This is a genomic window from Marinimicrobium alkaliphilum, from assembly GCF_003259155.1.
In the GTDB taxonomy this organism is placed as follows: Bacteria; Pseudomonadota; Gammaproteobacteria; order Pseudomonadales; family Cellvibrionaceae; genus Marinimicrobium_A; species Marinimicrobium_A alkaliphilum.
The window spans coordinates 13,210-37,440 of record NZ_QGMQ01000004.1 but is presented as its reverse complement, the minus strand read 5'-3'; the positions used below and the strand labels follow the sequence as shown (position 1 = coordinate 37,440).

The 24,231-nt window shown below is 59.0% G+C and carries 27 protein-coding genes and 2 tRNA genes; 7 read left to right on the top strand and 22 right to left on the bottom strand.

Features of this window, described 5'->3' with window-relative positions:
- Positions 1-210 precede the first annotated feature (210 nt).
- The 3 genes from modA to modC are packed head-to-tail and all read left to right on the top strand — an operon-like array spanning position 211 to position 2,738.
- Positions 211-966 (top strand): molybdate ABC transporter substrate-binding protein, encoded by a 756-nt coding sequence (gene modA / locus DKW72_RS07615; RefSeq protein WP_111641757.1) that lies wholly within the window; start codon positions 211-213, stop codon positions 964-966.
- Positions 967-1,653 (top strand): molybdate ABC transporter permease subunit, encoded by a 687-nt coding sequence (gene modB, locus DKW72_RS07610; protein WP_111641756.1) that lies wholly within the window; start codon positions 967-969, stop codon positions 1,651-1,653.
- Positions 1,650-2,738: a molybdenum ABC transporter ATP-binding protein gene (gene modC / locus DKW72_RS07605; protein WP_111641755.1), complete on the top strand. Its 1,089-nt coding sequence runs from the start codon at positions 1,650-1,652 to the stop codon at positions 2,736-2,738. Before modB ends, modC begins: the two co-directional genes overlap by 4 nt.
- 4 nt (positions 2,739-2,742) lie before the next feature.
- Here the strand turns inward: modC and ccmI are convergent, their stop codons facing one another.
- Entirely contained in the window at positions 2,743-4,005 is a 1,263-nt protein-coding gene (gene ccmI, locus DKW72_RS07600; RefSeq protein WP_111641754.1) for a c-type cytochrome biogenesis protein CcmI, read from the bottom strand.
- 2 nt (positions 4,006-4,007) lie between these two features.
- Positions 4,008-4,526, bottom strand: a complete 519-nt coding sequence (locus tag DKW72_RS07595; RefSeq protein ID WP_111641753.1) for a cytochrome c-type biogenesis protein — start codon at positions 4,524-4,526, stop codon at positions 4,008-4,010.
- Between the two features lie 295 nt (positions 4,527-4,821).
- On the opposite strand from DKW72_RS07595, the gene DKW72_RS07590 reads away from it, so the two are divergent.
- Both DKW72_RS07590 and DKW72_RS07585 read left to right on the top strand, forming a co-directional pair.
- A tRNA-Val gene (locus DKW72_RS07590) sits at positions 4,822-4,897 on the top strand.
- A gap of 20 nt (positions 4,898-4,917) precedes the next feature.
- Positions 4,918-4,994, top strand: a tRNA-Asp gene (locus tag DKW72_RS07585).
- Positions 4,995-5,205: 211 nt separating this feature from the next.
- On the opposite strand, the gene DKW72_RS16685 is transcribed toward DKW72_RS07585, so the two are convergent.
- The 8 genes from DKW72_RS16685 to ccmA form a co-directional block, all read right to left on the bottom strand.
- Positions 5,206-5,334: a hypothetical protein gene (locus DKW72_RS16685; protein WP_269777885.1), complete on the bottom strand. Its 129-nt coding sequence runs from the start codon at positions 5,332-5,334 to the stop codon at positions 5,206-5,208.
- 106 nt (positions 5,335-5,440) lie between these two features.
- Positions 5,441-5,968, bottom strand: a complete 528-nt coding sequence (locus DKW72_RS07580; RefSeq protein WP_111641752.1) for a DsbE family thiol:disulfide interchange protein — start codon at positions 5,966-5,968, stop codon at positions 5,441-5,443.
- 10 nt (positions 5,969-5,978) lie between these two features.
- Positions 5,979-7,937: a heme lyase CcmF/NrfE family subunit gene (locus DKW72_RS07575; protein ID WP_111641751.1), complete on the bottom strand. Its 1,959-nt coding sequence runs from the start codon at positions 7,935-7,937 to the stop codon at positions 5,979-5,981.
- A complete protein-coding gene (locus tag DKW72_RS07570; protein ID WP_111641750.1) occupies positions 7,927-8,394 on the bottom strand; it encodes a cytochrome c maturation protein CcmE in 468 nt (155 codons plus the stop codon). The genes DKW72_RS07575 and DKW72_RS07570 overlap by 11 nt, the downstream gene beginning before the upstream one ends.
- A gap of 81 nt (positions 8,395-8,475) precedes the next feature.
- Positions 8,476-8,691, bottom strand: coding sequence for a heme exporter protein CcmD (gene ccmD, locus DKW72_RS07565; protein WP_111641749.1), 216 nt, complete (start codon positions 8,689-8,691; stop codon positions 8,476-8,478).
- Entirely contained in the window at positions 8,688-9,479 is a 792-nt protein-coding gene (locus DKW72_RS07560; RefSeq protein WP_111641748.1) for a heme ABC transporter permease, read from the bottom strand. Before DKW72_RS07560 ends, ccmD begins: the two co-directional genes overlap by 4 nt.
- Before the next feature lie 18 nt (positions 9,480-9,497).
- Positions 9,498-10,205, bottom strand: coding sequence for a heme exporter protein CcmB (gene ccmB, locus DKW72_RS07555; RefSeq protein ID WP_111641747.1), 708 nt, complete (start codon positions 10,203-10,205; stop codon positions 9,498-9,500).
- Positions 10,195-10,857 carry a cytochrome c biogenesis heme-transporting ATPase CcmA gene (gene ccmA / locus DKW72_RS07550; protein WP_111642060.1) on the bottom strand — a complete coding sequence of 221 codons (663 nt, stop codon included), beginning with the start codon at positions 10,855-10,857 and terminating at the stop codon, positions 10,195-10,197. Before ccmA ends, ccmB begins: the two co-directional genes overlap by 11 nt.
- 185 nt (positions 10,858-11,042) lie before the next feature.
- Here ccmA and fliK point away from each other — a divergent pair, with 185 nt between their 5' ends.
- Together fliK and DKW72_RS07540 are read left to right on the top strand one after the other, a co-directional pair.
- Positions 11,043-12,518: a flagellar hook-length control protein FliK gene (fliK, locus tag DKW72_RS07545; RefSeq protein ID WP_157960431.1), complete on the top strand. Its 1,476-nt coding sequence runs from the start codon at positions 11,043-11,045 to the stop codon at positions 12,516-12,518.
- On the top strand, positions 12,515-12,829 hold the full coding sequence (locus DKW72_RS07540) for an EscU/YscU/HrcU family type III secretion system export apparatus switch protein (RefSeq protein ID WP_111641745.1): 315 nt from the start codon (positions 12,515-12,517) through the stop codon (positions 12,827-12,829). Before fliK ends, DKW72_RS07540 begins: the two co-directional genes overlap by 4 nt.
- Here DKW72_RS07540 and DKW72_RS07535 read toward each other — a convergent pair.
- The 12 genes from DKW72_RS07535 to DKW72_RS07480 form a co-directional block, all read right to left on the bottom strand.
- The gene (locus DKW72_RS07535) at positions 12,808-13,539 is read right to left on the bottom strand and encodes a hypothetical protein (protein ID WP_157960430.1); all 732 of its coding nucleotides are present in this window, start codon (positions 13,537-13,539) and stop codon (positions 12,808-12,810) included. The two genes, DKW72_RS07540 and DKW72_RS07535, sit on opposite strands and share 22 nt — an antisense overlap.
- Positions 13,527-14,042 carry a DUF2878 domain-containing protein gene (locus DKW72_RS07530; RefSeq protein ID WP_111641743.1) on the bottom strand — a complete coding sequence of 172 codons (516 nt, stop codon included), beginning with the start codon at positions 14,040-14,042 and terminating at the stop codon, positions 13,527-13,529. The genes DKW72_RS07535 and DKW72_RS07530 overlap by 13 nt, the downstream gene beginning before the upstream one ends.
- A 2-nt stretch (positions 14,043-14,044) precedes the next feature.
- Positions 14,045-15,313: an SAM-dependent methyltransferase gene (locus tag DKW72_RS07525; protein ID WP_111641742.1), complete on the bottom strand. Its 1,269-nt coding sequence runs from the start codon at positions 15,311-15,313 to the stop codon at positions 14,045-14,047.
- Complete coding sequence (locus DKW72_RS07520; protein ID WP_111641741.1) at positions 15,310-16,107, bottom strand: DUF1365 domain-containing protein; 798 nt, start codon at positions 16,105-16,107, stop codon at positions 15,310-15,312. The genes DKW72_RS07525 and DKW72_RS07520 overlap by 4 nt, the downstream gene beginning before the upstream one ends.
- A complete protein-coding gene (locus DKW72_RS07515; RefSeq protein ID WP_111641740.1) occupies positions 16,108-17,382 on the bottom strand; it encodes an NAD(P)/FAD-dependent oxidoreductase in 1,275 nt (424 codons plus the stop codon).
- A complete protein-coding gene (locus DKW72_RS07510; protein ID WP_111641739.1) occupies positions 17,379-18,137 on the bottom strand; it encodes an SDR family NAD(P)-dependent oxidoreductase in 759 nt (252 codons plus the stop codon). The genes DKW72_RS07515 and DKW72_RS07510 overlap by 4 nt, the downstream gene beginning before the upstream one ends.
- 3 nt (positions 18,138-18,140) lie before the next feature.
- Entirely contained in the window at positions 18,141-19,559 is a 1,419-nt protein-coding gene (phrB, locus tag DKW72_RS07505) for a deoxyribodipyrimidine photo-lyase (RefSeq protein ID WP_111641738.1), read from the bottom strand.
- Complete coding sequence (locus tag DKW72_RS07500) at positions 19,556-20,029, bottom strand: nuclear transport factor 2 family protein (RefSeq protein WP_157960429.1); 474 nt, start codon at positions 20,027-20,029, stop codon at positions 19,556-19,558. The genes phrB and DKW72_RS07500 overlap by 4 nt, the downstream gene beginning before the upstream one ends.
- Entirely contained in the window at positions 20,026-20,988 is a 963-nt protein-coding gene (locus DKW72_RS07495) for a MerR family transcriptional regulator (RefSeq protein WP_111642059.1), read from the bottom strand. The genes DKW72_RS07500 and DKW72_RS07495 overlap by 4 nt, the downstream gene beginning before the upstream one ends.
- Positions 20,972-21,925, bottom strand: coding sequence for a YbgA family protein (locus DKW72_RS07490; protein WP_111641736.1), 954 nt, complete (start codon positions 21,923-21,925; stop codon positions 20,972-20,974). Before DKW72_RS07490 ends, DKW72_RS07495 begins: the two co-directional genes overlap by 17 nt.
- A 151-nt stretch (positions 21,926-22,076) precedes the next feature.
- Complete coding sequence (gene cysB / locus DKW72_RS07485) at positions 22,077-23,051, bottom strand: HTH-type transcriptional regulator CysB (RefSeq protein ID WP_111641735.1); 975 nt, start codon at positions 23,049-23,051, stop codon at positions 22,077-22,079.
- 190 nt (positions 23,052-23,241) lie between these two features.
- Positions 23,242-24,162: a 5'-nucleotidase gene (locus DKW72_RS07480; protein ID WP_111641734.1), complete on the bottom strand. Its 921-nt coding sequence runs from the start codon at positions 24,160-24,162 to the stop codon at positions 23,242-23,244.
- Positions 24,163-24,231: the final 69 nt, after the last annotated feature.

The window sequence follows — 24,231 nt, the reverse complement described above, 5'->3', positions numbered from 1 at the left end:
TTCGGTCGCTACCCTGTTGATTTATCTGGATTATCTGGCCAGCACACGAGGCGCTGGCGGGCCGGTACGCAAGCCCGGCTTAAGGGGCGAAATTCTACACGCTTGCCGGTCGCTTTACACCATGAGAGCATGGATTAAATCCGCAAATTGCGTGAGATTGAGACTCGCGTTATGCTCACTGGCTAATGCCGCCTGAATAGTGATCAATTTATGTGCCGATCCCTGTTGTTGAGCCTGGTCCTGCTATTGGCAGCCGGCCCGCTGGCCGCCCGCGAGGGGATCACCGTTGCCGCGGCGTCAGACCTGCGCTACGCCCTTGACGACATCCTCGAACTCTATCTCGTCGAACACCCTCAGGATCAGGTGCAGATCATTTACGGCTCGTCGGGCAAGATGACCACCCAGATCATCCACGGGGCGCCCTTCGATGTCTTCTTTTCCGCCGACATCGCCTTTCCCGAGCGCCTCAAGGCCAGGGATCATACAGCCACCGACCCATCGGTCTATGCCCTGGGGCGGATTGTGATCTGGAGTCGACGCCACGGCGAACTTGAGCTGGCCGATCTGGCCCAACCCCACATTCGCCGAGTAGCCATTGCCCAACCGAGCCACGCGCCCTACGGTGCTCGCGCCCAGGAGGCCCTCCAGGCCAGTGGCCTTTGGGAACAGGTTCAACCCAAGTTGGTGTTCGGCGAAAACATCGCCCACGCGGCGCAAATGGCAGCCTCCGGCGCCGCCGACGCCGGCATTATCGCCCTCTCACTGGCCTTGTTTCCCGAGCTCGCGGAAAATGGCTATACCCTGATCGACGATGCCCTGCACGAAACGCTGACCCAAAGTTTCGTGATTACTCGCCACGGCGCCGACAAGGCCACCGCGCACCGGTTTGCCAACTTTATGGGCAGCGAGCAGGCGCGCGCAGTGATGACCCGCTACGGCTTTGTGCTACCGGAGGCAGACTCCTAAATGTTTGGACTGAGCCCAACGGATTGGCAAGCCATTGAGGTGACGCTCAAACTCTGCCTCTACACCACGGCGATCCTGCTCTTTCTGGGAACCCCTCTGGCCTGGTGGCTGGCGAGCGGACGCTCGGCCCTGCGCACCGCTATTCAGGCGATTGTGGCCCTCCCCCTCGTACTCCCGCCCACTGTCCTGGGCTTCTATCTATTGATCACTTTGGGGCCGGAGGGCTTTGTAGGGGGGACACTGGAGACCTGGGGCTTGAATCATCTGGCGTTCAGCTTCACCGGGATTCTGATTGGCTCAGTGATCTATTCGCTGCCGTTTACGGTGCAGCCCTTGCTGGAGGCCTTCAACACCCTCGGGCGTCGTCCGGGTGAGGTGGCTGCCAGCCTGGGCGCAGGCCCCATGGATCGCTTTTTTTCCGTGATTCTGCCGCTAACGCGGGGCAGCTTTGTGGTCGCCGCGACCCTGACCTTCGCCCATACCCTGGGTGAGTTTGGTGTCATTCTGATGCTCGGGGGCAGCATTCCTGGAGAAACCCAGGTTCTGTCGGTGTTGATCTACGACCACACAGAGGCCATGAACTACGCCAGCGCCCATCGCCTGTCACTCGGACTGCTGGTAAGCGCTTTTGTGGTGCTGTTTATCGTCTATGGCATCAACCGCCGCTTTCGTACGGTGACCCTATGAGCCTGAAAGTCACCACCACGGTTCGGCGCCCGGACGGCTTTCGCCTCCAGGTAGACAACCAACTTCCGATCACCGGAGTCACGGCCCTTTTTGGTCGTTCAGGGTGCGGCAAAACCACACTCCTGCGGGTCATTGCCGGGCTTGAGCGCGTGCGCGCCAGCGAAGTCCGCCTGGGCCAGGAAACCTGGCAGGCCGGGCGCTATTTCGTTCCGCCTCACAAGCGTGGCACGGGTCTGGTTTTTCAGGAACCGAGTCTGCTGCCCCATCTGGGGATCCGCGCCAACCTGGAGTACGGCTACAAACGCTTGCCCCAGCGCTCCCGGCGCCTGCACCCGGAGCAGATTTACGACCTGCTGGCCCTGGGCCCCTTGCTGGCGCGCCGGCCTCAGGAACTCTCCGGCGGACAGCGTCAACGCGTCTCCATAGGGCGGGCCCTGCTGACCAGTCCCCGCCTGCTGCTACTCGACGAGCCGCTGTCAGCGCTCGATACCCAGAGCAAGCGGGAAATCATGCCATTCTTGACCCGCGTCGTGCGCGAACTCTCGATTCCCGCCTTACTGATCAGCCATATTCCGGAAGAAGTGGAGCGGCTCGCCGATCATGTCGCCTTTATGGCCAATGGGCGCATTGACCGGATTGAGTCGCTGCCAGACGCCCTGAGCCGCCCGGATTCACCCCTGTTTGTCAACGAAGGGCCAGCCTCCGTGTTCGAGGGACAGCTTGTCCTTGGCGGCGATCGCACCATGGCGCACTTCCTGGTCAACAGCGAAAGTTCCGAAAGCCTGAAGTTCTGGTTAGTGACTGAGCGACGAAGCGTGTCTGGAGCCAGCCGCCTGCGGGTGCTCGCCAAGGACGTGAGTCTGGCACTGACCGCCATCGAGGGCATCAGTATCCGCAATCAGTTACCGGTAACCATTGAGGCGGTCACACCGCTCGCCGGCGGCGGGCATTGCTTGGTGTCCTGCCGCTTGGGCAATGGTGAACCCTTGCTGGCGCAGATCAGTCGCTGGTCCGCCGACGAGCTGGGACTTGAGGAGGGCATGCGAGCCTGGGCCCTCATCAAGGCCCTGGCTCTCATGGATTGAGTCATCAGGGGATTTGCTGGTCGATAATCAGTTCAACCTGGGGTGATTGACTCGACAACTCAACCGGTCCGTAGGTCACCTGCCAATCCCCCGGACGCGGGCTGGCATCGCCCTGTTGAGACAGGCGCGCTACGACCTCAAGCTCTTGCCCGGCAGTCATCGATGCTGTTGTTGACATGGCCATGGTATTATCGAGAATAATCTCAGTCGGCAGATCACCCACACGAACCCGAGTAATTGCCAGCGGCATCGGGCTGCCTTGCCACTCGCGGGTATAGACAAAAACCCACTTGTCATCGCTGACATCAACCTGGTCGCCTAAACGCACCTGGATTGCGAGACCGGGCCCAGCACCGGGCTCCGGTGCCTCTTCGCCGAGTTGTTCGCGGGCATGGGCGACGCTGCGACGCAGGGTTTGGGCGGACTGGGAGCGCGGATCCAGAAAGCTCAATGCCCGTTCCCAGTAGTCTACCGCTGAGCGAAAATCCTGCTGCTCGAACGCGTTAATGCCCGCGAGCCCGAGCGCCGTGGTGTTGGACGGCTCCTGGCTGATAGCCTGCTGCGCCAACGCAGCGATCTCAGCGGTCATCTCGTTGTTGCGCAAGAACATGGCCTGGGCCAGCTCGGCGGTAATACGGGCCGATCGGGGGTCTCGCGCCATGGCTTCACGGTAGGCGGAAATCGCGCGATCAAAATCGCCAATCTCAAGAGCATTGCGGGCCAGGAAAAACCAATACTGGGTATTATTGGGGCGGCGCTCCAGGCGCTGCTCGATCTTGCGAATGAGCGCGCGGGTACGCTCTGGATCAGGGGAGCGCCCGGCCGCCATATCGTCATGGTCGAGCTGCATCTTCTCTTGCTGCAACTGTTTGAGCACCACATCCTGACTGGCACCCAGATACTGATATAACCCGAAAGACCCGACAATGACCGCAAGGCTCACCACCACCAGCGACCAAGGCCCAAAGCGCACGCTCATGGATTTTTCGGTTTTCATCAGGTTGTGCTCATCCTCCAGCAGCGAACGCTCCATTTCGCGCTTGAGCTGAACGAACTGCTCCTCACTGAGGCTACCGCGCTCCCGATTCGCCTCCAGCTCTGCCAGGTGCTCCTCATAGAGGGCGATATTGGTGTCGAGCTGCTGGCGCTGCGCCTCCGCCTCCTCGGTCACCTCCCCCTGCTCCCGTCGCCCGACCAGCAGTGGCCAGAGTAAAAAGGCCAACGCCAACAACGACAAAAAAACTGCACTCACCCATAGCATTGCCATACTTACTTATCTCCCCCGGAGTCGTTGTTGCGCCGACGCTCGAGGAGCGCGGCCAGTCGTTCCTGGTCTTGCGGCGCCAGGTCAGCGTCTTCGTTCCAGCTCCCGACATCCGCGGCCGATGCCCGGCGGCCGCGGCGCTTATAAACCATAAGGATCAAAATCACGATACCGATAATCAGCAACGCCGGCGGCCCGAACCAAAGCACCACAGTAACCGGACTCAGGCGCGGCCGATACAGGATATAGTCACCGTAGCGAGCCACCATGTGATCGACGATTTCCCGATCTGATTGGCCATCCATGATCATGGTATAGACTTCGCGCCGCAGGTCGTTGGCTATGGGCGAATCGGAGCCGGCGAGATTTTGACTTTGGCAATTGGGGCAACGCATCTCGTCGACAAAACTGAGGTAGCGCTGGCGCTGGACCTCGGTCTCAAATTCAAACGTATCGATCGCAGCCCAGGTGGCGCTGGCGGCGCCGAACAACAGGCAGATAAGAGCAAACAAACGGATGGGCATAACCTAGGGGTTCCACATAACAGGCAACAGCATAGAGTATAACAAGGGGGCCAAAGGCGACGCGAGCCGGGAGCGACTTTTTATGCGCTCACTTGATCTGGCCCAAGCGCCGACCGAGGGTACGTAGCCATAACGCGCCTAAAGGCCAATGAAAGAGACACTGATCGGAGCAAATTGTTCAGTTGTCGAGCAGTTTGTTGAGGATTCGATCAACGCTTAAAAAAAACCGCTATTTTTGACCAAAACTTGTTGACCTACAGTCACTTATCGTTAGAATACGCACCACCTAAGCGCAGGGTGGTTAGCTCAGTTGGTAGAGCGGCGCCCTTACAAGGCGTAGGTCACAGGTTCGACTCCTGTACCACCCACCATACTGCGTTAGGACTGCCGAGGACCGGTAGTTCAGTTGGTTAGAATGCCGGCCTGTCACGCCGGAGGTCGCGGGTTCGAGTCCCGTCCGGTCCGCCATATACGAAAAAAGCCCCCAAGCAATGCTTGGGGGCTTTTTTTTGGATTCGCTGCCTCAGGTGTCGGATTACGCCCTTCGGGCTAATCCGACCTACGCAAACAATGGCACGATGTATCGAGTAGGTCGGATTAGCGCAGCGTAATCCGACACCTGAGACACCCAAGCCGAATCAAACCACCACCCTGCCAAAAAAAACGTCACGCAGCACATTCACCCGCGCTTATCATCGCGCTCTTCATCCTTCACGTGCCGCCAGACATACCAGCCGCCGTACACCATCATCGCCGCGCACAACACGACCACCAGAATACTCGAAGCCACTACGCCATCCAGATACATAAAAGCCACCTCTACACTGTCAGTATTTAATTCACACTGTCAGTCTAGCGGTGACTTGAAGAGTTGACTTTGACCCGGATCAAGCCAAGTGCCTTAGGGGGCCACCTTACTGCAGGCTCTCGTACAGGGGCTTTAAGGTCTGCTCCCATACCTCGTCATCCACAATGCCGATATGGCGATAGTGAATGATGCCGTTAGCATCCACCAGATAGGTTTCCGGCGCGCCGGTCAGGCCCAGATCAATGCCCAGACGACCGCTGGCATCGATCACGGTACGGATATAAGGATCACCCAGATCCCGGAGCCAATCCCGCGCCGCATCGGTGTCATCCTTGTAATTGACGCCCACAATCGGAATCCCGGATTCCGCCAGGTCAACCAGATACGGGTGCTCGACACGACAGGGAGGACACCAGGTAGCCCAGACGTTGAGCAGAGTCACCTCCCCTTTCAGCACCGCTTCGGTCACCCGCTGCTCCGGTGCCAACAGATCCGGCAAATCAAACGACGGAGCTTCTCGCCCGACCAGTTCCGAAGGCATGGCATTTGGGTCCAGGAACAGGCCCCGAAAAAACAGCACCGACAAGAGCAGAAAAACACCCAGAGGAACAAATAATGCCAATCGTTGTTTCATACCTGCACCCTCACACAGCCGCTTTTTTGGGCGCCGACTTGCGGCGTCGGTAACGCCTGTCGGCCACTGCCATACCGGCGCCGATGGCCATCAATACCGCCCCGCCCCAAATCCAGCGCACAAAAGGTTTGAAGTGCACACGCATGGCCCAGGCGTTTTCAGAGACCGGCTCACCCATGGCCACATAAAGGTCGCGGAACAGACCCGGATCCAGTGCCACCTCGGTCATGATATTACCCCCGGACAGGTAGCGACGCTTTTGGGGTTTCATTTCCCGATAAAAACGGTCCTTGTGTTTCACCGTCACCAGTGCCTCATCGGCAATGTAATTCGGCCCTTCAACCCGGTAGACATCTTCCAAACGGAAGCCCCAGTCTTCGATCTGCACGACCTGGCCCACTTCCATACGGACATCGCGCAAGTCGCTGTACAGGCTGTTGAGACAGACCCCAATGGCGGTCACGCCAATACCGATATGCGCAACGATCATGCCCTTGTAGCTCAAACCCAATTGCCGATAGCCTTGGCGCAGGCTTTTGTTCGAGCGCATCTTGCTCCACATGTCACCGAGCGACCCGATAATCACCCAGCCCCCGATAAACACCGATAGCGCCGCCAGCCAGCTGTAACCCTCAGCGTAGAATATCGGAAAGAGCAAACCGACCACCAGGCTCAGCGCCCAGGGCTTGGCTAGCACTCGCACAAAGCGCTTGGGATCCGTGCGCTTCCAGTTGGACACTGGCCCCAACACCATCAACACACAAATGATGCCCATCAGCGGAATAAAGAACAGGTTGAAGTATGGCGGCCCCACCGAGATCTTGCCCCAGTTGAGCGCATCGGCAATAAGCGGATACAGCGTTCCCAGCAGCACTGTGATCATGATGATCATCAACAGCACATTGTTCGACAACAGCAAGGTTTCGCGAGAGGTCCACTTGAAGCTGGGTGCATTTTTGACCACCGGCGCGCGCAGGGCAAAGAGCGCCAGTGAGCCGCCCACCACGACCAGCAGGAAGCCGAGAATAAACACCCCCCGATCCGGGTCGTTGGCAAACGCGTGCACTGAAGTCAGCACCCCGGAACGCACCAGGAAAGTCCCCAGCAAACTCAGGGAGAAGGTGAAAATTGCCAGCAGAATCGTCCAGCTTTTGAACAGCCCGCGTTTTTCGCTGACCGCGAGCGAGTGAATCAGCGCCGTGCCCACCAACCAGGGCAAGAATGATGCATTCTCGACCGGGTCCCAGAACCACCAGCCACCCCAGCCAAGTTCGTAGTAGGCCCACCAGCTGCCCAAGGCAATGCCCAGGGTCAGGAACAACCAGGCGGTGTTGGCCCAGGGACGGCACCAGCGCGCCCAGGCGCTATCCAGCTTGCCGGTCAGGAGCGCGGCGATGGCAAAGGCAAAGGTCGCACTGAAACCGACATACCCCATATAGAGGATCGGTGGATGCAGAATCAGGCCAATATCCTGGAGCAGCGGATTGAGATCGCTGCCGTCGGCGGGCGGAATTGGCAAAACCCGATCGAAGGGGTTTGACGTCAGCAGCATAAACAGCAAAAAGCCTATGCTGATAAAGCCCATCACCGCCAACACCCGCGCCTGCACCGGAAGAGGCAATGAGCCACTGAATATGGCAATGGCCAGAGTCCAGCCCGCAAGCATCATCACCCAGAGCAGCAGCGACCCTTCGTGACCGCCCCAGACCGCGCTGACTTTGTAGTAGATGGGCAAAAGACTGTTGGAATGGCTGGCGGCATAGGCCACCGAGAAGTCGTCGGTGACAAAGGCGTACACCAGGCAGGCGAATGAAATACTCACCATCACGAACAGCCCATAGCTGAGCGAGCGTCCGCTGAGCATCAGCAGGCGATTACCCGAACTGGCCCCCAGGAGCGGCAAAACCACCAACGCAAAACTGAAAAACAGCGCCAGAATCAGCGCAAAATGTCCAACCTCAGGTACCATAATTCATATCCTCGCACGACTTTTCGCCGCCGTCATAGGCTTTCATGGCCTCGGCCACTTCGGGGGGCATGTACTGCTCATCGTGTTTGGCCAGCACCTCGCTGGCATAGAAGGCCCCATCGTCTTCCCGGACCATGCCGTTGACCACCGCCGCCTCACCTTCGCCAAACAAGTCCGGAAGAATCCCCGTGTAATAAACCTGCAGGTTGGCCACGCCGTCGGTGATCAGGAAACCGACCTGCAACGAATCGGGGTCGCGCGCGACCGTACCCGGCACCACACAGCCGCCTGCGCGGATACGGGTATCAAAAGGCACTTGACCGCTGACTACCTGGGCTGGGCCGTAGAACAGACTCAGGTTGGCGCGCAGGGCGTAGGCCATCAGGCCGATCGCCACGGTGGAGAAAATGACAATAAAAAGGACGAAGTACAGACGTTGCTTACGAGCTGGGTGCATGAAATGACTACCACACGTTGGAAAACACAATAAACCGCCGATCGTTCACCGGCGCGAAGTATACCAGCATCCCGCCGGGACTTACCCTCCCTGCCCTTCCCTGGCCGCCGCGTGCTGAGCGGCCTCAATCGCCAGCAACCGGCGCTGCTCGCGCAACAGCCGACGCTCGCGTATACCGGGCATGATCCAAAGGTAGGCAACAATGGCGAAGGTGATGGCGAAAGATGCCCATACAAAGGGCCCGTGGCCACTCATCATCATTACGTCATACCAGGATTCAAACTGGAATCGGGTCATTCTGAAGCCTCAGTGTCCTGCTTTTGAGTACGCGGTCTATCCCCCGGGCGGATGCCCAGTGCCAAATCAGCCACCCAGCGGGTACGCCGCTCGCGCCGGAGGATTTCGACCCGCGTGTAGCGGAAAAGTGCCAGCGCATACAGACAATAAAACGCCACCACCATGGTCAGCAGCGGGTACAACATGGTCGCATGGATGGTCGGCGCCGACGTCAGCTTCAAGGTCGCCGGCTGATGCAGGGTATTCCACCAGTCCACCGATTTGTAAATGATCGGGATATTGACGGTGCCCACCAGCGCGAGAATTGCGCAAGCCTTGTCAGCACTGTCCTGGTTGCGGAAGGCATTCTGCAGCGCCATGATCCCGATATAGAGGAAGAAAAGGATCAGCATGGAGGTGATCCGCGCATCCCATTCCCACCAGGTGCCCCAGGTGGGCTTACCCCAGATCGCGCCGGTGACCAGGGATACAAAGGTCAGCGCTGCGCCGATGGGCGCCGCAGCAGCCATCATCATATAGGGCAGCTTCATCTTCCAGATGATACCAATGGCTCCGCTGATGGCCATGACGTAGTACCCCGCCAGCGCCAGAAACGCCGCCGGCACGTGAATATAGATGATCCGGTAACTGTTGCCTTGCTGATAGTCGGGTGGCGCAAACAGCAGGCCCCACACCGTACCCACGAGCAGCAAAATCAGGGTTACAGCCGTGAGCCAGGGCAGCCAGCGATCGGTTTTTTCAAAAAACCACCGGGGCGAGCCCAAGCGGTGAAACCATTGCCAATTCAAATGTACAACCCTCCGCAATCAATCATTACAGCTCACTTTCAAGGCACCCGCGGCGGCCCAGGGAGCCAGGGCAATGGACGCCGCGAGGAATGCGCCCAGAATCGCCAATTGGGGTGTGCTGGGTAAACCGTCAACCGCACTTTGGACGCTGTTGGCGCCAAAAATCAAAATCGGCACATAGAGCGGCATAACAATCAGCGACAACAACAAACCGCCCCGGCGCAGGCCCACAGTCAGCGCCGCGCCCACGGCACCAATCAGGCTCATTGCGGCCGTGCCCAACAACAACGACAGGCACAATACCAGATAGCCGCCCTCAGGCAAGGCCAACATGACCCCCAGCAGGGGTGCCATCAGGGTCAGTGGCAATCCCGTCACTAACCAGTGCACCAGAATCTTGGCTAACACCACGAAGTACAAGGGCTGGCCGCACACTAACAGCTGTTCGAGCGAGCCGTCATCAAAATCGCTGCGAAACAGGCTGTCGAGCGACAACAGCGCCGCCAGCAGTGCCATCACCCAGAGCAGCCCCGGCGCCAGTGCCGCCAGCACCTCGCGCTCCGGGCTGATACCGAGGGGCACCAGAGTGATCACGATCAGGAAGAACACCAACGGATTGGCCAGCTCACCCGGGTGGCGCGCTGCCAGGATCAGATCTCTGCGCAGGGTAGCGCGCAGCGGTCCCTGACTGGCCAGGCGCGAGCCGCGAGCAACTTCACTCTGCATAGCTTACCGCCCCCGGCGCCGGCTGATAATGACCCAGATCAACTTGGCGCAAAGTGGGTAGACTCAATGCTTGATGGGATGTCAAAAGCAGGACTCCCCCGCGCTCAGCGTGCGCGGCAAAGCGCGCTTCCAGAGACGCTACGCCGCGCACATCGATCGCGGTAAAGGGCTCATCCAGGACCCAAAGCGGTGCCTCAGACAAGTACAGGCGCGCCAGAGCGACGCGGCGCAACTGCCCCGCGGAGAGCTGCAGGCATGGCGTGTCCCCAAAACCCGCCAGGCCCACTTCCGCCAGGGCCTGATCGATGGTGCCCTCTGCCTGCGCCTGACTCAGTTGCAAAGCCCGATACCAATCGAGGTTTTCCCGGGGCGTGAGCGCGGCCTTGACGCCGACCTGGTGGCCCAGATAAAGCAGCGACTGCTGAAAGTCGTTGCGGACTTGGGCAACCGGCTGCCCACGCCAGAGAATCTGGCCCTGATAGTCATCGCTTAAGCCGGTCAGTGCGCGCAGCAACGTGGTTTTACCACTGCCATTGGGGCCGACGATCTGGAGGACATCACCGGGCTGACATACCACATTGAGCCCGTGAAACAGTAAACGCTGATCGCGTTCGCAAGCCAATGCCTGGAGCTCCAATAATGGTAGACTCAACGTATCCTCTGCTCGCCAATGTTCGAAGGATTGTCGTTCGGGTCCATTTTGACGGCCATTCGCCTCAGGGTTTGGGCGAACGGGCCGCTATAATCACAGGACGCCAAAGCGGAGCGCAGATTATACCGGCCTTGGCGACGGCTTTCATCCCTGAGTTTCGGCCCTGTCGACAGGAACCCATCATCATGGTGATCAAACTGCCAACGACACCTCCGCCCCCCGCCGCCTCCGGCGCACCGGCGGACGTGGCCGCCACCGGGCGAGTGATAACCCTGCCCCCCGGCAAACTCCTGAACGCCGTGGTTGAGCAGTCAACACCAATGACCCCGACGCAGCGGGAGACGCTGACCAATCAGACCCTGCAAGCGCTGCTTTTGCTCGGCAAGCAACCCAGCAGCAACACCCAGCAAGTACGTTTCAATGCGCTGCTCGAACAGCAGCAACTGCTCAACAAGCCGGAACTGTTCCTGACCCGGCTGCGTCTGGCGCCGCGCTTACTGCTGGCGGCCTACACCGACAGGCCGCTGCCAACCGGGCAACCGCTGAAACTGGAGATGGCTCGCGATCAGCGTCTCCTGTTCCAGCCCGGGCAGACACAGACGCCAGCCAGCCCCCTCCCCCAGAATACGACGGCCTCAAGTGTTGATCGCACCGCCCAACACCAGATGGCTCTGGCTGACGCACTGCGGCAATTGCTGCCCAAAAAGGATCAGCCCGACCTCCGTCAGCTCCAGACCCAGATTCAAAACCTCAGCCCCACGCAGGCCCGCACGTTTGAGCGGCTTCTGCCCGCCGCCATCGATCAGGCGCTGCGCCAGCTGAACACGATGCCTCTGAGCCCAGACCAACTCAAGGACCCGGCCCAAGTGCAGAAGGCCTTGCGCGACAGCGGTGTGTTCCTCGAGCACAAGCTGACCCAGCAGCCACAAGGAGCCGATAGCCCTCGCCCCGCAACGCCTGGCAGCGCACCGCCTCCGGCACTCGCGCAAGACTACAAGGGTGCACTCCTGCAACTGCTCGCGCGCCTGGAGCAACAGTTGCCCGGTAGCACGCGCACCGATGGCGGCCCGCCCGAACGCCCTGTTGCCACAGGCCTGAATCTGCTTCAACTCTTACAGCAACCGCTGGGGGGGCCGCGCGCTGACCTGTCCGAGCGGGTTATGCGCACCCAACTGATGCAACTTATGCAACAACATACGCTGGCCAGCCTCGCCCGGGTACAACTGGCACAACTGCAAACCGTCAATCATCAGCTGACCCAGGCCGACAGCCCGCAGCCGACCCAGAGCTGGAGCTTTGAAGTCCCCATACGCCTGGGCATGGAGACCCGCATGTTGGCGTTAAAAATCGACGAGGAGGATGAAGAGGATGAGGACGAAGCCGGCACAGGCCGCAAGCGTCGCTGGAGTGTGATGATGAGCTTCGACCTGCCGGTCACCGGGCCCTTCCACGCGCAACTCTCCCTGATTGAGAAAAGCTTGGCAGTGCGGCTTTGGGCAGAACAAGAAAGCACCTTAAAAACAACCCGCAAGCATATGACTAATCTGCAAAAACAGCTGGAAGCTCAGGGTATTTCTGTCACCCGGATGGAGTGCCACAGTGGCCCGCCGCCAAAGGCCGGCGTGAGCCTGAATTACTCTCTGGTGGATATCAAGACATGAGTCACAAGCGCGATGACGAACGCCCTTTCAGCGAGCGCGAACTGCAAAAGGCCGTGGCGCTCTACTACGATGGTTCAAGCGCGCCTCAGGTCACCGCCAAAGGGTATGGTGAAGTGGCCGAGGAGATCATTGCCATTGCCGCCGAACACGGGGTGCCATTACAAGACAATGGCGCGCTGGTGGATCTGCTGGTCAATCTTGAGCTGGGCGACGAGATTCCCGAAGCCCTGTACATCGCCGTGGCACACATTATTGCCTTTGCCTATGAGCTTCAGGGCAAGAGTCCCGGTCAGTCAGCCCCTTCCGAATAGGTGTAAAAAATCCGCACATCCCAGGTTCCACCGTCATCACTGGCGATGTTGGAGCGCCCCTGATAGACCATCAGCCGGCGAGTTTCTTGGTCATAGGCCAGGTAAATATTATCGGCGAACATGGCCATCAGGCGATTAGCCACCTGAATCTCAAAATAACGCCAAGGCTCATCGGGCTGATACAGAGGCGAGTCCTCAGGGAGAATCTGTTCGGCCCGCAGCATCACCGTGCTCAGGCGATTGGGAAAGGCAAAGTAAAAGCGCAGGGTTTGGCCCTCTTCAAGCACCGACCAGTTGGCTTGCACATAGTCATCGAAACCGGCATCAATCACCAGGGGTGAATCGGGCCGTACCGGTTTCTCTCGCAGGTTATTGCGTCCGGAGCGAAGCAGCACCAATCGTTCGCCCCCCTCTTCCCACAGCGCACCCAATTCACTACCGTCGCGTTTGTCGACGATGCGGAAGCCAGGCTTGGCCGGATCCTCCTCATAGTAGAGCGTCTTTTCGGCAATCCGCTCACCGTCGGGGTCATAGTAGTTCACCCGACGCTCACCTTCTTCATTAATTCCGGTGTAGCGCTCCCGGTAAAGAAGTCGGTCCAGATCCTCCTGATCGTAGGCCTGCCCCTCGATCAAGTAGTCACTTGCAAAGGCCGCCAAAGAGACGCACAACGTCACGAGCAGCGCACTCAACCTACCTAAAGTCGCCATAACCGGTATCCTCCCAAGCTTAATAAGCGGTGCAGTGGCAGTACCGCCAGCCAAATCACGGCCAGTACCGCAAAGCCGTAGCCCGGGTCCATACCCCAGGCGACGTCCGACAGCACTATTCCGCCCATGTAAGCCAGCGCACCCCCGAGCGAACCAAACACCGCAGCCACCGCCGGGCGCTGGTAAAACCAGGCCAAAGAATGCCCGAAGGTGGTGGCCATCAACACCCACAGGCACGCGAGCCACACGGGCGCAAATGCCCCATCGTAGTCAAGCACGCCGAAAAAGCCCAGCACATTGTCATGCAGCAAGCCCAACAGCAGCGCCAGCACCAGGGGCCAGGCCTCCCGACGGGGCGCAAACCACCCCAAATGCCAGACCACTACCGCCGCCGTATAGGGCAGCGCCCAGGCTGTGCCGCCGAGCACGCAGACAAACCAGCCAATTTCAAACAGGCCAATATTCAGTAGCGTGCGCGCCAGAGGGCGCTGGGTCAAGGGCATACTCACAGGCTCGGATGCCGATAACCGGGCTTGGCGAACACCAACTGCCCGGTACCGATACTGCGCTCGCGGAAGCCACCCTCACAATAGCAGAGGTAAAACTCCCACATGCGGATAAAACGATCGTCGAAGCCCTGCTCCCGCACCGTGCTCACCTGGGCGTGGAAGCGTTCGCGCCAGTCCGCCAATGTACGCGCATAATGCTCGCCAATATCTTCAAAATGAACCATGACCAGATCCGTCTTCTTGCGCACCAGATCAGCAATACGCGACACTGAGGGCAAAGAGCCGCCGGGAAAGATATAGCGCTGTATGAAGTCCACGGATTTGCGCGACTGATCATAACGCTGATCGGCAATGGTAATGGCCTGGATCAACATTTTGCCGCTATCGTTGAGCAATCGGCTGCAAGTATCAAAATAGATGCCGAAATGATCGTGGCCTACGGCCTCAATCATTTCCACCGATACCAATTTGTCATAGCGACCCTGCAGGTCCCGGTAGTCATCAAACAGCACGGTGATTCGGTCCTCGAGGCCCTCCGCCTTGACCGCCGCCAGCGCATAGTCGCGCTGCTCCCGGGAGATGGTGGTTGTGGTCACCCGACAGCCGTAGTGACGCGCAGCGTAGATCGCCATCCCTCCCCAGCCGGTACCGATTTCCAGGAGGTGATCATCTGCATTGAGCTCCAGCTTTTCACAGATACGTTGCAACTTGTACTCAGCCGCAGTATTCAGGTCCGCATCGGCGCTCGGATAAATCGCCGAGGAATACATCATCGTGGGATCAAGAAACAGCTTGAAAAAATCATTACCCAGGTCGTAGTGGGCGGAAATGTTACGCCGCGACCCCTCCCGGGTATTGCGGTTGAGCCAGTGAAAGCCTTTGAGCAGGGCCTTCCCCAGCAACGACTGACTGGTATCCATCTTGTCGAGCGCGCGCAGGTTGCGCACAAAAATGCGCGTAACCGCCGACAGATTGGGCGAGGACCAGTAGCCGCTCATATAGGCTTCGCCGGAGCCCACTGAGCCACCGAAGGCCACGTCGCTGTATGCCTGGGGGTCGTGCACATGGATATCGGCCACCAGATCCGCCTGATCGGCGCGCTCGCCAAACTCGTGACACTCGTCGCCTTCATGGAGCCGCAGACAGCCTTGTTCCATATGGCCCAGGGTCTTGATCAGCAAGCGCTTGGCCAGCGCCTGGTTCCAGCTAAGCAGGGGCAGCCGGTGGGGCCGAAGACTCGCGATACGGGTACGGGAAGTGCTCACATCTTACTCCTGTCACTCACGGGTAATAGTTCAGTGTTCTTGCTCTGCACCGGCGCCACCGGTGTGTGATCGTAAATTGGCACGCGTTTGACGATCAGGCGCAATGCTTCCCAGTAAATCGCTACCGGAATTTTGAGCGATTGCCAGGGATGCAGCCAAAGTATCCGTCGTAACGCAGCGGCGCTCCAGGGTCGCCGAGTCAGCGTCAAGGTGGCATCCATATGGCATTGGTCATCTTTGTGGTTTTCCATGTGCACTGCGAGCGTCTCGCCCGGTGCTGTACTCATCCACTGGTAGTGCATATCCATGGGGTTAAAGGGCGATACATGAAACTGCTTCACGAACCCTGTACGCACCTTGCCGTTCGCAGGATCACAGGGAAGTGCATAGCAGTGACGCTCCAGCCAGGGGGTATTGTTCACCTGTGCCAAAACCACGGAGGGAAACTCGGCGCCCTGCTCGAAGCAATAATAAAGACTGACCGGGTTAAAACAGGTCCCCCAAAGGCGCAGGTTGGTGAGCAGGCGCACAGGGCCGTCCGGACAACTACCGCGTTGTCGACGAACTTCCGTGCGCACGGCGTCGATCAGCGGCAGTGTCGTCGGACCGAGATAATCAGCACGCCGAAACCAGCCCAGGTTGCGCTGGTTGCAGGACCAGCCAAAGGTGCCATCAAAGAGCGCTGGCAACTCTTCCAGGTCCAGGTAAAACAGGGTCGAGCTGTAGGTGAAGGCGTGTGCTCGGGGCACAAACCGCCGGTGCCTGACCTGCCCCTGATAGATCGCGCTGTGCATCTACAGCTCCTCACCAAACATGTCAGCGACGCGCAGCGCCGATACAACCCCATCCTCGTGAAACCCGTTGCACCAGTAGGCACCGCAATAATGGGTGTGGCGAACCCCGCTAATCTCTGACCAGCGCTGCTGCGCGGCAATACTCTCGCGGGTAAAAACCGGGTGACTGTAGCGGTATTGACCCAGTATCCGCTCCGGATTTACATGATTCCCCGGATTGACGGTCACGCAATAGGTGTGATCGCTCTTGAGGTTCTGCAGAATATTCATGTTGTAAGTCAGCATCGGCAAGTCCTGTATCCCCGACGTTTCGTCAACCATCATCAAGTAGTTCCAGCTCGCCCAGGCCCGCCGACTGCGCGGCAGTAAACCGGTATCGGTGTGCAGAGTCACGTCGTTCTGCTGGTAAGGTATTGCCCCGAGCACAGCTTGCTCTGCATCGCTGGCATCGGCCAGCAGTGCCAGCGCCTGATCACTGTGGCAGGCGATAACCACCTCATCATAATGCTCTTCGCCAAAACGCTCGGTTGTCACCTGGACACCGTCCACAGTGCGGACGATCCGGGTCACTGGGCAATGGGCATAGACCCGGTCGGCATAGTGCTCGGTCAAAGGTTCGATATAAGTGTTGGAACCGCCGGTGATGGTGTACCACTGAGGCTGCTGGGTAACCGTCAGCAAACCGTGGTTGTGAAAGAAGCGGATAAAGAACAGTAGCGGCATTGCCGCTGCGGTTGTCAGGCCCGACGACCAGATCGCCGAGACCATCGGCAGAATGTAGTAATCGCGAAAGCGTTGGCTGTACCCTTCGCGCTCGAGATAGTCGCCCAGGGTTTCTCGCGCATTCACCGAGCCACTCTCCAGTGCCCGGGTACAGGCTTTATTGAAGCGCACGATTTCTGACAGCATGCGCCAGTGACTGATGCTGAACAGGTTTTTACGCTGAGCAAAGAGGCCGTTGACAGAGGTACCACTGTACTCAAACCCCTGCGCCAGGCTGGTCACACTGAAGCCCATTTCCGTAGGCTGGCTTTTCACGCCAAGACGCGACATCAGCTTGATGAAATTGGGATAGGTACGATCGTTGAATACGATAAAGCCCGTGTCGACGGCCTGGGTTTCACCCTGCCAGCTAACCTCTTTGGTGGCGGTATGGCCGCCAATGGTGCTGGCCTCAAACAGCGTGACCTGATGCCGACGGCTAAGCAGATAGCCCACCAGCATGCCACTGACGCCGCTACCGATAATGGCAATTTTTTTGGATGATAGGGTCATGAATGTTCCTGATTACGAGAGAGCTTTTTCAAAAATCCGGTTTGCAGCCCAAGCGGCAAAAAGCGCACCAGGGCCATGATGATCACTAAGGGCCGGGGAAACTGAACGATGCGCCGGCGCTTGTGAATACCTTTGGCGATGATTTGTGCGGCCTGGATCGGCGTTTGCAAAAACGGCATATCGAAATCGTTGCGGTCGGTGAGCGGGGTTTTAACGAAACCGGGACGCACCAGGGTCACGTCAATTCCCTCTCCCGCCAAATCCACCCGCAAACTGTTCATCAAGTACTCAAAAGCTGCCTTGGACCCGCCGTAAGCCTGACTGCGTGGTAACGGCAAGCGGGTAACCATACTGCCAATACCGATCACGTGGGCCCGCTCGGTCTTGCGCAACAGCGGCAAGGCCAGGGCCAGGGTATTGACCGCACCCTGAAAGTTGATCGCCATGACACGCGCAAACGGCGCCGGGTCAAACGCCTTTACATCAATATACTCGCAGGTACCGGCATTGACGATAACGCCATCGAGGTAGTCGCACAGGCCGCCCAGCTCTTCTTCCGCACGGGCGAGCTGTTCCGCGTCGATCAGGTCAACGGCGAGAGCCTGGCACCGTTCGGGATACGCATCCACGAGCGGCTGAAGGCGTTCCGCTGAGCGTGCCGACACAATCAACTCGCAACCCTGCTCCAGGAGCTCCCGCGCCAGGGCTTCACCAATACCGCTGGAGGCGCCGGTCAACCAGTAACGTTTAGACATGAATCAACTCCTCAACTCGCCCAGAGATTTAAACAGGGCTATGGTCTCTTTTCGACTCGCAGACAGATCGACAATCGGCGCGGGGTAATCACTGCACGCGGGCGGCGCGTGGATCTGTTTGGTCGGCACCGCCACCAATTCGGGCACATACTGGCGAATGAAATCCCCGTTCGGATCGAAGCGTTCCGATTGGGTGCGGGGATTGAAAATCCGGAAATACGGTGCCGCGTCAGTGCCGGTTGAGGCGCTCCATTGCCAGCCACCGTTGTTGGCCGCAAAATCGCCATCAATCAGTTGCGACATGAAGTAGGCTTCGCCCATACGCCAATCGATACGCAGGTTTTTGGTCAGAAACATGGCGCTGACCATACGCAGGCGATTATGCATCCAGCCGGTCTGGTTCAGTTGACGCATGGCCGCATCGACAATGGGAATGCCTGTGTGTCCCTCACACCACGCCGCGAAGTCGGCATCGTCGGCGCGCCAGGGAAAGGCCTCGGTATAGGCCTGCATGGGCTGATACCGACACACCTGCGGGAAATCCACCGCCACGTGCTGATAGAACTCGCGCCAGATCAGCTCGCTGATCCAGGTTTGCGCGCCCTGTCCTGCCGCATCCCACTCGCCCTGCACCGAGGCCAGCGCCGCACTGATGCACTGACGCGGCGACAGAATACCCAGTGCCAGGTAAGGCGATAGCGCCGACGTACCCGCCAGTGCCGGAAAGTCCCGGTCGCGTTGATAATCCGCAAGCACATCAGTCACAAACGCCTGCAGTCGATCGCGAGCAAAGCCTTCACCGGCAGGCCAGAGAGTGGCCAGGTTGCGGCGCGGGACATCGGCAAAAAGTGCTTCACGGGAACAACTGGCCCTTGGCCGACGCACAGATTGGTGCGCCTGAGCAGCGGGTTCAGGTAGAGGCCGGAGGTCCGCCTGCCTCACCCACGCCAACCAGGCACGCTTGAACGGTGTGAAGACTTTATAGGGCTCGCCCTTGCCTGTGCGCAGCTCGCCCGGCGGCACGACAACCCGGTCGTGGAAGCGCTCAAAACCCAACTCAGCCGCTTTGCAGGCGCGCGCAACGGCACGATCGCGCTCCAACTCGTCGAGCGGGTACTCGGCGTTGAAGTACAGCTGTTGCGCTTCCAGTTCGCCGGCAAGCGTCACCAGGGTTCCGGGAATGTCTGCGCGCGCCGCCACACGCAGAAAATACAACGGGATATTGCACTGCCCGGCAGACTGTTCGAGTGCCTCCAGCTGGCGCGCAATCAAATCCGTCTGAACCGGCGCGGTGTTGTGGGCCTGAGCCAATTCGTCACAGTGTAGGTAGCACAGGGCCACCGGCCCTTTCTGGGCCGCGTGATAGAGGGCAGGATTGTCGGCCAGGCGCAGATCCCGGCGCAGCCACACCAGCGTTGTCATTGGCTCTCCAAACGTTTTTTCAGCTGTTTCACCACCCGCCCAATAACCGGCAGCTGCTCGTAGAACATCGCCCCCAGGTCGTAATAGTCGCGGTGGTAGTAAATGCCATCATCGAAGCGGATATGGCTGTTGCCCTCAAGGGTCAGCGCCTGTCCGCCTGCCAATTTCGGATAGCGATAGTGCATGGTCCAGGTCAATACCGCTTGCCCCTGACGATCACCGGACACACTTTCCAACTGGTCGTGAAACTCAAATTGGCAGTGCTCAAGTCCATTCATCATCTCGGCAAAGTACGCCTCCAGCGCCGCGCGCCCCTTGAGCGCGTGAACCGGGTCAATAAAGGTGATGTCCTCCCGGTACAGGCGCGCCAGCTCGGGCAATATTGCCGGCTCAAAGCGTTGATACAGCGCGCGCAGCGCCGCCGCAGGCGATGTCTCTGTCAGGTCTATACCGGTCTCGGGGAGGGTCATGGTTTCGTTATCTCCTTCGTGGTCACAGGGACATTGGGTAGCGGCCATTGGGTGCGCAGTGCCGCCACCACCTCCCGGTGAGTCTGTCCCAGCAGCTGACAGCTCTCAGGTAACTGACTGCGGTACAGGCCAGTGAGCTGTCCGGCAAACATGACCGGCACACTCAGGTGTTCAGCCAGGTGCGCCACGTAGTGCGGGCTGTCTGCCTCGTGTTGATCGCCATACAACAAGAGCCCCCTGCAGGGGCGCTGCGCGAGCGTATAGATACACTCGTCACGGGTAAGACGCTCGCTGAAATCAACGCTGTACCCGTGCAGGGTCAAGGTTCCCGCCAACATCGCTGCGAGCGGGCCGGCCCGGCCAGACTGCAAGTCGATAAAGAGCAGACGGCTGGATTCGTCCCGCTCCTGTCGCTGGCGCAGCAAAAGCCCGTGGGCATGCTCACGCAACACCTGCTGCAACGCGACACGCTGGGCACTGATGTCATAGGCCCCATCAATCAAGTGTTGATACAGCAGAGGCATAAACAGACCATCGGTCAGTGCTTCAAGGGGGTAAAGGGCGGACTGATCCCGCAGCCGGCCCTTGAGCTTGGCGCGGCGCAACTGACGCAAGTCGCCAAGCCATTGGTCAATCAATTCGCGCCAGTCCGCAGCCTGCCCGGGCGTTTCGCCCTGCCCCGCCCAAGCGGCCTGCCCCAACAAGTCGCGCAGCTTGCCGACGCTGACCCCGCGCGCGAGCCAGGACTGAATGGTTTGAATACGTTCAATATCTGCTCGCCGGTAAAGACGATGCCCTTTGGGCGTACGCAACGGCTTCAGGAGCCCGTAACGACGCTCCCAGGCTCGCAGGGTCACGCTGTTGACACCGGTCACGCGTGACACCTCCCGAATCGGGATGTGCGCGTCGCTGTCGGTGCTGAGCGCCCCCGTGGACGGTGTTTCAATCAACACTGACATTACGCAACCCCAGTTTATCCGGGTAAGGAGCCCAGTAGCGCTGCTGCTCCAGGTAAGGGAAATCCACCTTGCGCAGATAGTGTTTAAGCAAGGTCATGGGCACCACCAGTGGAACTTCACCGCTGCGATACGCCTCAATCACGTCCCCCAGCTCCTCGCGCTCGTCGCTGTCGAGCTGCTCGCGCAGGTAGCCGCGCAGGTGCATCAGGGTGTTGGTGTGACCTTTGCGCCCGGCATGTTTGCTCAGTGCGGTCATCAGCAGCGCCTTGAGCTCGGCGGTGATCCCACGCAAGTCCGGCCCCGACAGATCCGCCAGCAGTCGCCCAATCGCCCGGTAGCTTTCCGGATGGTGCGCCATCACCAGATACTTGTAACGGGACCAGAAATCGATCAACACCCGGGCTTTTGGGTTGTCACCGACCGACTGCTGGAAGTCGTGATAGGCGAATACCCGGGTTATGAAATTTTCCCGCAGTGCCGGGTCGTTGAGCCGGCCGGCCTCTTCAACCGGCAAAAGCGGCATCCGCTCCATCAGGCGGGCGGCAAACGCACCCCGGCCATCGTTATCCTGGGGGTAACCATTGCTGCGATAGCGCTTGATGTTGTAGACACCGCAACTCGGCGATTTTTGCATCAAGATATAGCCGCAGAGCTGTGGCAGCGTATCGGCGACCCGCTCGGCCTCGGCCGCCAGTGGCTCGGTGACATCAAACCCGTGATCCTTGGCGCCGACGACTCGGGTGCCCTTATCGGTGGCGAGCAGGTGAATCGGGTCCCGGGGGACACCCAGCCCGATCGCAACTTCCGGACAGGCAGGATAGAGTTCCAGGTAATCACTCAGTACCCGCGTCAGGTAACGGAAGTGCTTATGACCGCCGTTGTAGCGTACCGGCTCGCCCAACAGACACTCACTCACCCCAACAGGAATCTTGGTCATAAAACCGCCCTTTATCTCCACTCACCGTTTGTACAAGCATAGGCTGAAATAACTGTACTCATTACTAGGGTTGTACAATTTTTCAAGCGGCCTGGATCACTGGCGGTGAAAATTTTTTAGCCCCGGCGGACCGGGGCATAAAAGAGGGGGATCAGTGGGAGGGTAGCGCGATGGTCTCGAACAGTTCTTCGAGCTCGGCACGGGAATGGCAGTGATAGGCCTCGTCGACCACTTGCCGACTGAGGTGGGGGGCGAAGCCCTCAAGGAAATCGTACATGAAGCCCCGCAGGAAGGTCCCGCGGCGAAAGCCAATCTTGGTGACACTGCTCTCGAACAGGTGGCTGGCATCCAGTGCCACCAGGTCGCTGTCAGCCTCTTCACTGTAAGCCATCTTGGCAATGATACCCACGCCCAGACCCAGACGCACGTAGGTCTTGATGACGTCGGCATCCGCCGCAGTGAACACCACCTTGGGTGCCAGGCCCCGATTGATAAAGGCTTCATCAAGCTTCGAGCGCCCGGTAAAACCGAAAACATAGGTCACAATCGGGTGCTTGGCCACATCTTCGAGGCTCAGCTCCGAGATCTGTGCCAACGGGTGGTTGCGCGGTACCACGATACAACGATTCCAGCGGTAACAAGGCATCATCACCAGGTCGCTGAACAACTCCATCGCCTCGGTGGCAATGGCAAAATCGACGGTGCCGTCGGCCGCCATCTCCGAAATCTGCATGGGCGTGCCCTGATGCATGTGCAGGGAGACTTCCGGGTACTGCTGGATAAACTGCTCGATCACCGGCGGCAGCGCATAGCGTGCCTGAGTGTGGGTGGTGGCAATGGACAGGCTCCCTTTGCGCTCGTTACTGAACTCCTGGGCCACCTGCTTGATGCTTTCGACTTTGCGCAGAATTTCACCGGCGGTTTTGAGAATCGCCTCCCCAGCCGGGGTGATGCGTGTCAGGTGCTTGCCGCTACGGGAGAAAATTTCTACACCGAGTTCGTCCTCTAACAAGCGGATCTGCTTACTGATGCCCGGCTGCGAGGTGTACAAACTTTGTGCAGTTGCCGACACATTGAGGTCATGATGCGCAACCTCCCAGATATATCGTAGCTGCTGAAGCTTCATAGAGCCCTCCGAATGGCGCTCACCGTGCAGAAGGAATCTGCCGTGTCACGTTATAAAAATAACAACAATTATTCTTCTGTAGAATAGTGCTTATTCCAAATGATTACCAGCGGTCGCGAAAACGGCCTCTACTGGCTTATAGGATAACTTTAGACCATATCGACAGCTTTGGCACAAACTTCAACGTTATTTATGGTGAATTTTTCTCCAGCGGCCGATTTGCGACCCCGTGCGGTACGTGGCCGGTGGCCACATGCTCGCTGGCCGAGTCGCAGTGGGTCTGTTGATCGTCAAAAAAGACATCCGCCCCATAGGCCTTCAGGAACTCGCCTTTGGGCAGGCCTCCCAGGAACATGGACTCGTCGATGCGGATGTTCCAGGCCCGCAGGGTGCGAATGACCCGCTCGTGTGCCGGCGCCGAGCGCGCGGTAACCAGGGCGGTACGAATCGGGCAGCGCGCCTCGGAGAACTCGCTCTGGAGTCCGTGCAGCGCCGACAGAAAGGCCTTGAACGGCCCACCGCTCAGCGGCGTTTTGGCGGAGGCTTTCTCGCTCTCGGTAAAGGCGTTCAGGCCCTGACTCTTGAATATCTGCTCGGCCTCATCGGAAAACAGCACCGCGTCGCCATCAAAAGCAAAGCGCAGCTGGTCGTCATTGCCATGGCGGGCGCCGGAGGGCATCAGGGTGGCCGCCGCCACGCCCTGATCGAGCGCGTGGCGCACATCTTCGCTGTCCGTCGAAAGGAACAGGTGACAACCAAAGGCACTGATATAGCGGTAGGGGCTGTTGCCACTGCAGAAGGCCGCCCGGGTGATGGGCAGGCCGTAGTGTTCAATGGAGTTGAACACGCGCAGGCCGGTATCGGCACTGTTGCGCGAAAGCAGAATCACCTCGACCCGGGGGTCGCCATCGAGATGATCGTTGAGACGAAGCAGTTTTTGCACCATGGGAAAAGCATCGCCGGGCTCAAGCACCTGATCTTCGTGGTCAATCTGGTACTGGGAGTAGGCCTCAAGCCCCTCACTTTCAAACACCCGGTGACTTTCATTCAGGTTGAAGAGCGCGCGCGACGAAATCGCGATCACCAATTTTGTCCCGAAACCCGATGGCATACTGACCTCTCCTGCCCTGCTGTCTCTATCGTTAACGCCCTGTTATACACCATCTGTGACGCGCCATAC

What these genes read in the sequence shown, in the direction of transcription:
- DKW72_RS07535 (WP_157960430.1), bottom strand. Translation starts at nt 13,539, where the DNA reads ATGGCGACTTTAGGTAGGTTGAGTGCGCTGCTCGTGACGTTGTGCGTC.
- ccmD (WP_111641749.1), bottom strand. Translation starts at nt 8,691, where the DNA reads ATGACCCGATTCCAGTTTGAATCCTGGTATGACGTAATGATGATGAGT.
- DKW72_RS07540 (WP_111641745.1), top strand. Translation starts at nt 12,515, where the DNA reads ATGAGTCACAAGCGCGATGACGAACGCCCTTTCAGCGAGCGCGAACTG.
- modA (WP_111641757.1), top strand. Translation starts at nt 211, where the DNA reads ATGTGCCGATCCCTGTTGTTGAGCCTGGTCCTGCTATTGGCAGCCGGC.
- modC (WP_111641755.1), top strand. Translation starts at nt 1,650, where the DNA reads ATGAGCCTGAAAGTCACCACCACGGTTCGGCGCCCGGACGGCTTTCGC.
- DKW72_RS07575 (WP_111641751.1), bottom strand. Translation starts at nt 7,937, where the DNA reads ATGGTACCTGAGGTTGGACATTTTGCGCTGATTCTGGCGCTGTTTTTC.
- phrB (WP_111641738.1), bottom strand. Translation starts at nt 19,559, where the DNA reads ATGACAACGCTGGTGTGGCTGCGCCGGGATCTGCGCCTGGCCGACAAT.
- DKW72_RS16685 (WP_269777885.1), bottom strand. Translation starts at nt 5,334, where the DNA reads ATGTATCTGGATGGCGTAGTGGCTTCGAGTATTCTGGTGGTCGTGTTG.
- DKW72_RS07520 (WP_111641741.1), bottom strand. Translation starts at nt 16,107, where the DNA reads ATGCACAGCGCGATCTATCAGGGGCAGGTCAGGCACCGGCGGTTTGTG.
- DKW72_RS07530 (WP_111641743.1), bottom strand. Translation starts at nt 14,042, where the DNA reads ATGCCCTTGACCCAGCGCCCTCTGGCGCGCACGCTACTGAATATTGGC.
- DKW72_RS07580 (WP_111641752.1), bottom strand. Translation starts at nt 5,968, where the DNA reads ATGAAACAACGATTGGCATTATTTGTTCCTCTGGGTGTTTTTCTGCTC.
- ccmI (WP_111641754.1), bottom strand. Translation starts at nt 4,005, where the DNA reads ATGGCAATGCTATGGGTGAGTGCAGTTTTTTTGTCGTTGTTGGCGTTG.
- DKW72_RS07500 (WP_157960429.1), bottom strand. Translation starts at nt 20,029, where the DNA reads ATGACCCTCCCCGAGACCGGTATAGACCTGACAGAGACATCGCCTGCG.
- modB (WP_111641756.1), top strand. Translation starts at nt 967, where the DNA reads ATGTTTGGACTGAGCCCAACGGATTGGCAAGCCATTGAGGTGACGCTC.
- DKW72_RS07570 (WP_111641750.1), bottom strand. Translation starts at nt 8,394, where the DNA reads ATGCACCCAGCTCGTAAGCAACGTCTGTACTTCGTCCTTTTTATTGTC.
- ccmB (WP_111641747.1), bottom strand. Translation starts at nt 10,205, where the DNA reads ATGCAGAGTGAAGTTGCTCGCGGCTCGCGCCTGGCCAGTCAGGGACCG.
- DKW72_RS07490 (WP_111641736.1), bottom strand. Translation starts at nt 21,925, where the DNA reads ATGACCAAGATTCCTGTTGGGGTGAGTGAGTGTCTGTTGGGCGAGCCG.
- cysB (WP_111641735.1), bottom strand. Translation starts at nt 23,051, where the DNA reads ATGAAGCTTCAGCAGCTACGATATATCTGGGAGGTTGCGCATCATGAC.
- DKW72_RS07595 (WP_111641753.1), bottom strand. Translation starts at nt 4,526, where the DNA reads ATGCCCATCCGTTTGTTTGCTCTTATCTGCCTGTTGTTCGGCGCCGCC.
- DKW72_RS07480 (WP_111641734.1), bottom strand. Translation starts at nt 24,162, where the DNA reads ATGCCATCGGGTTTCGGGACAAAATTGGTGATCGCGATTTCGTCGCGC.
- DKW72_RS07515 (WP_111641740.1), bottom strand. Translation starts at nt 17,382, where the DNA reads ATGACCCTATCATCCAAAAAAATTGCCATTATCGGTAGCGGCGTCAGT.
- DKW72_RS07495 (WP_111642059.1), bottom strand. Translation starts at nt 20,988, where the DNA reads ATGTCAGTGTTGATTGAAACACCGTCCACGGGGGCGCTCAGCACCGAC.
- fliK (WP_157960431.1), top strand. Translation starts at nt 11,043, where the DNA reads ATGGTGATCAAACTGCCAACGACACCTCCGCCCCCCGCCGCCTCCGGC.
- DKW72_RS07510 (WP_111641739.1), bottom strand. Translation starts at nt 18,137, where the DNA reads ATGTCTAAACGTTACTGGTTGACCGGCGCCTCCAGCGGTATTGGTGAA.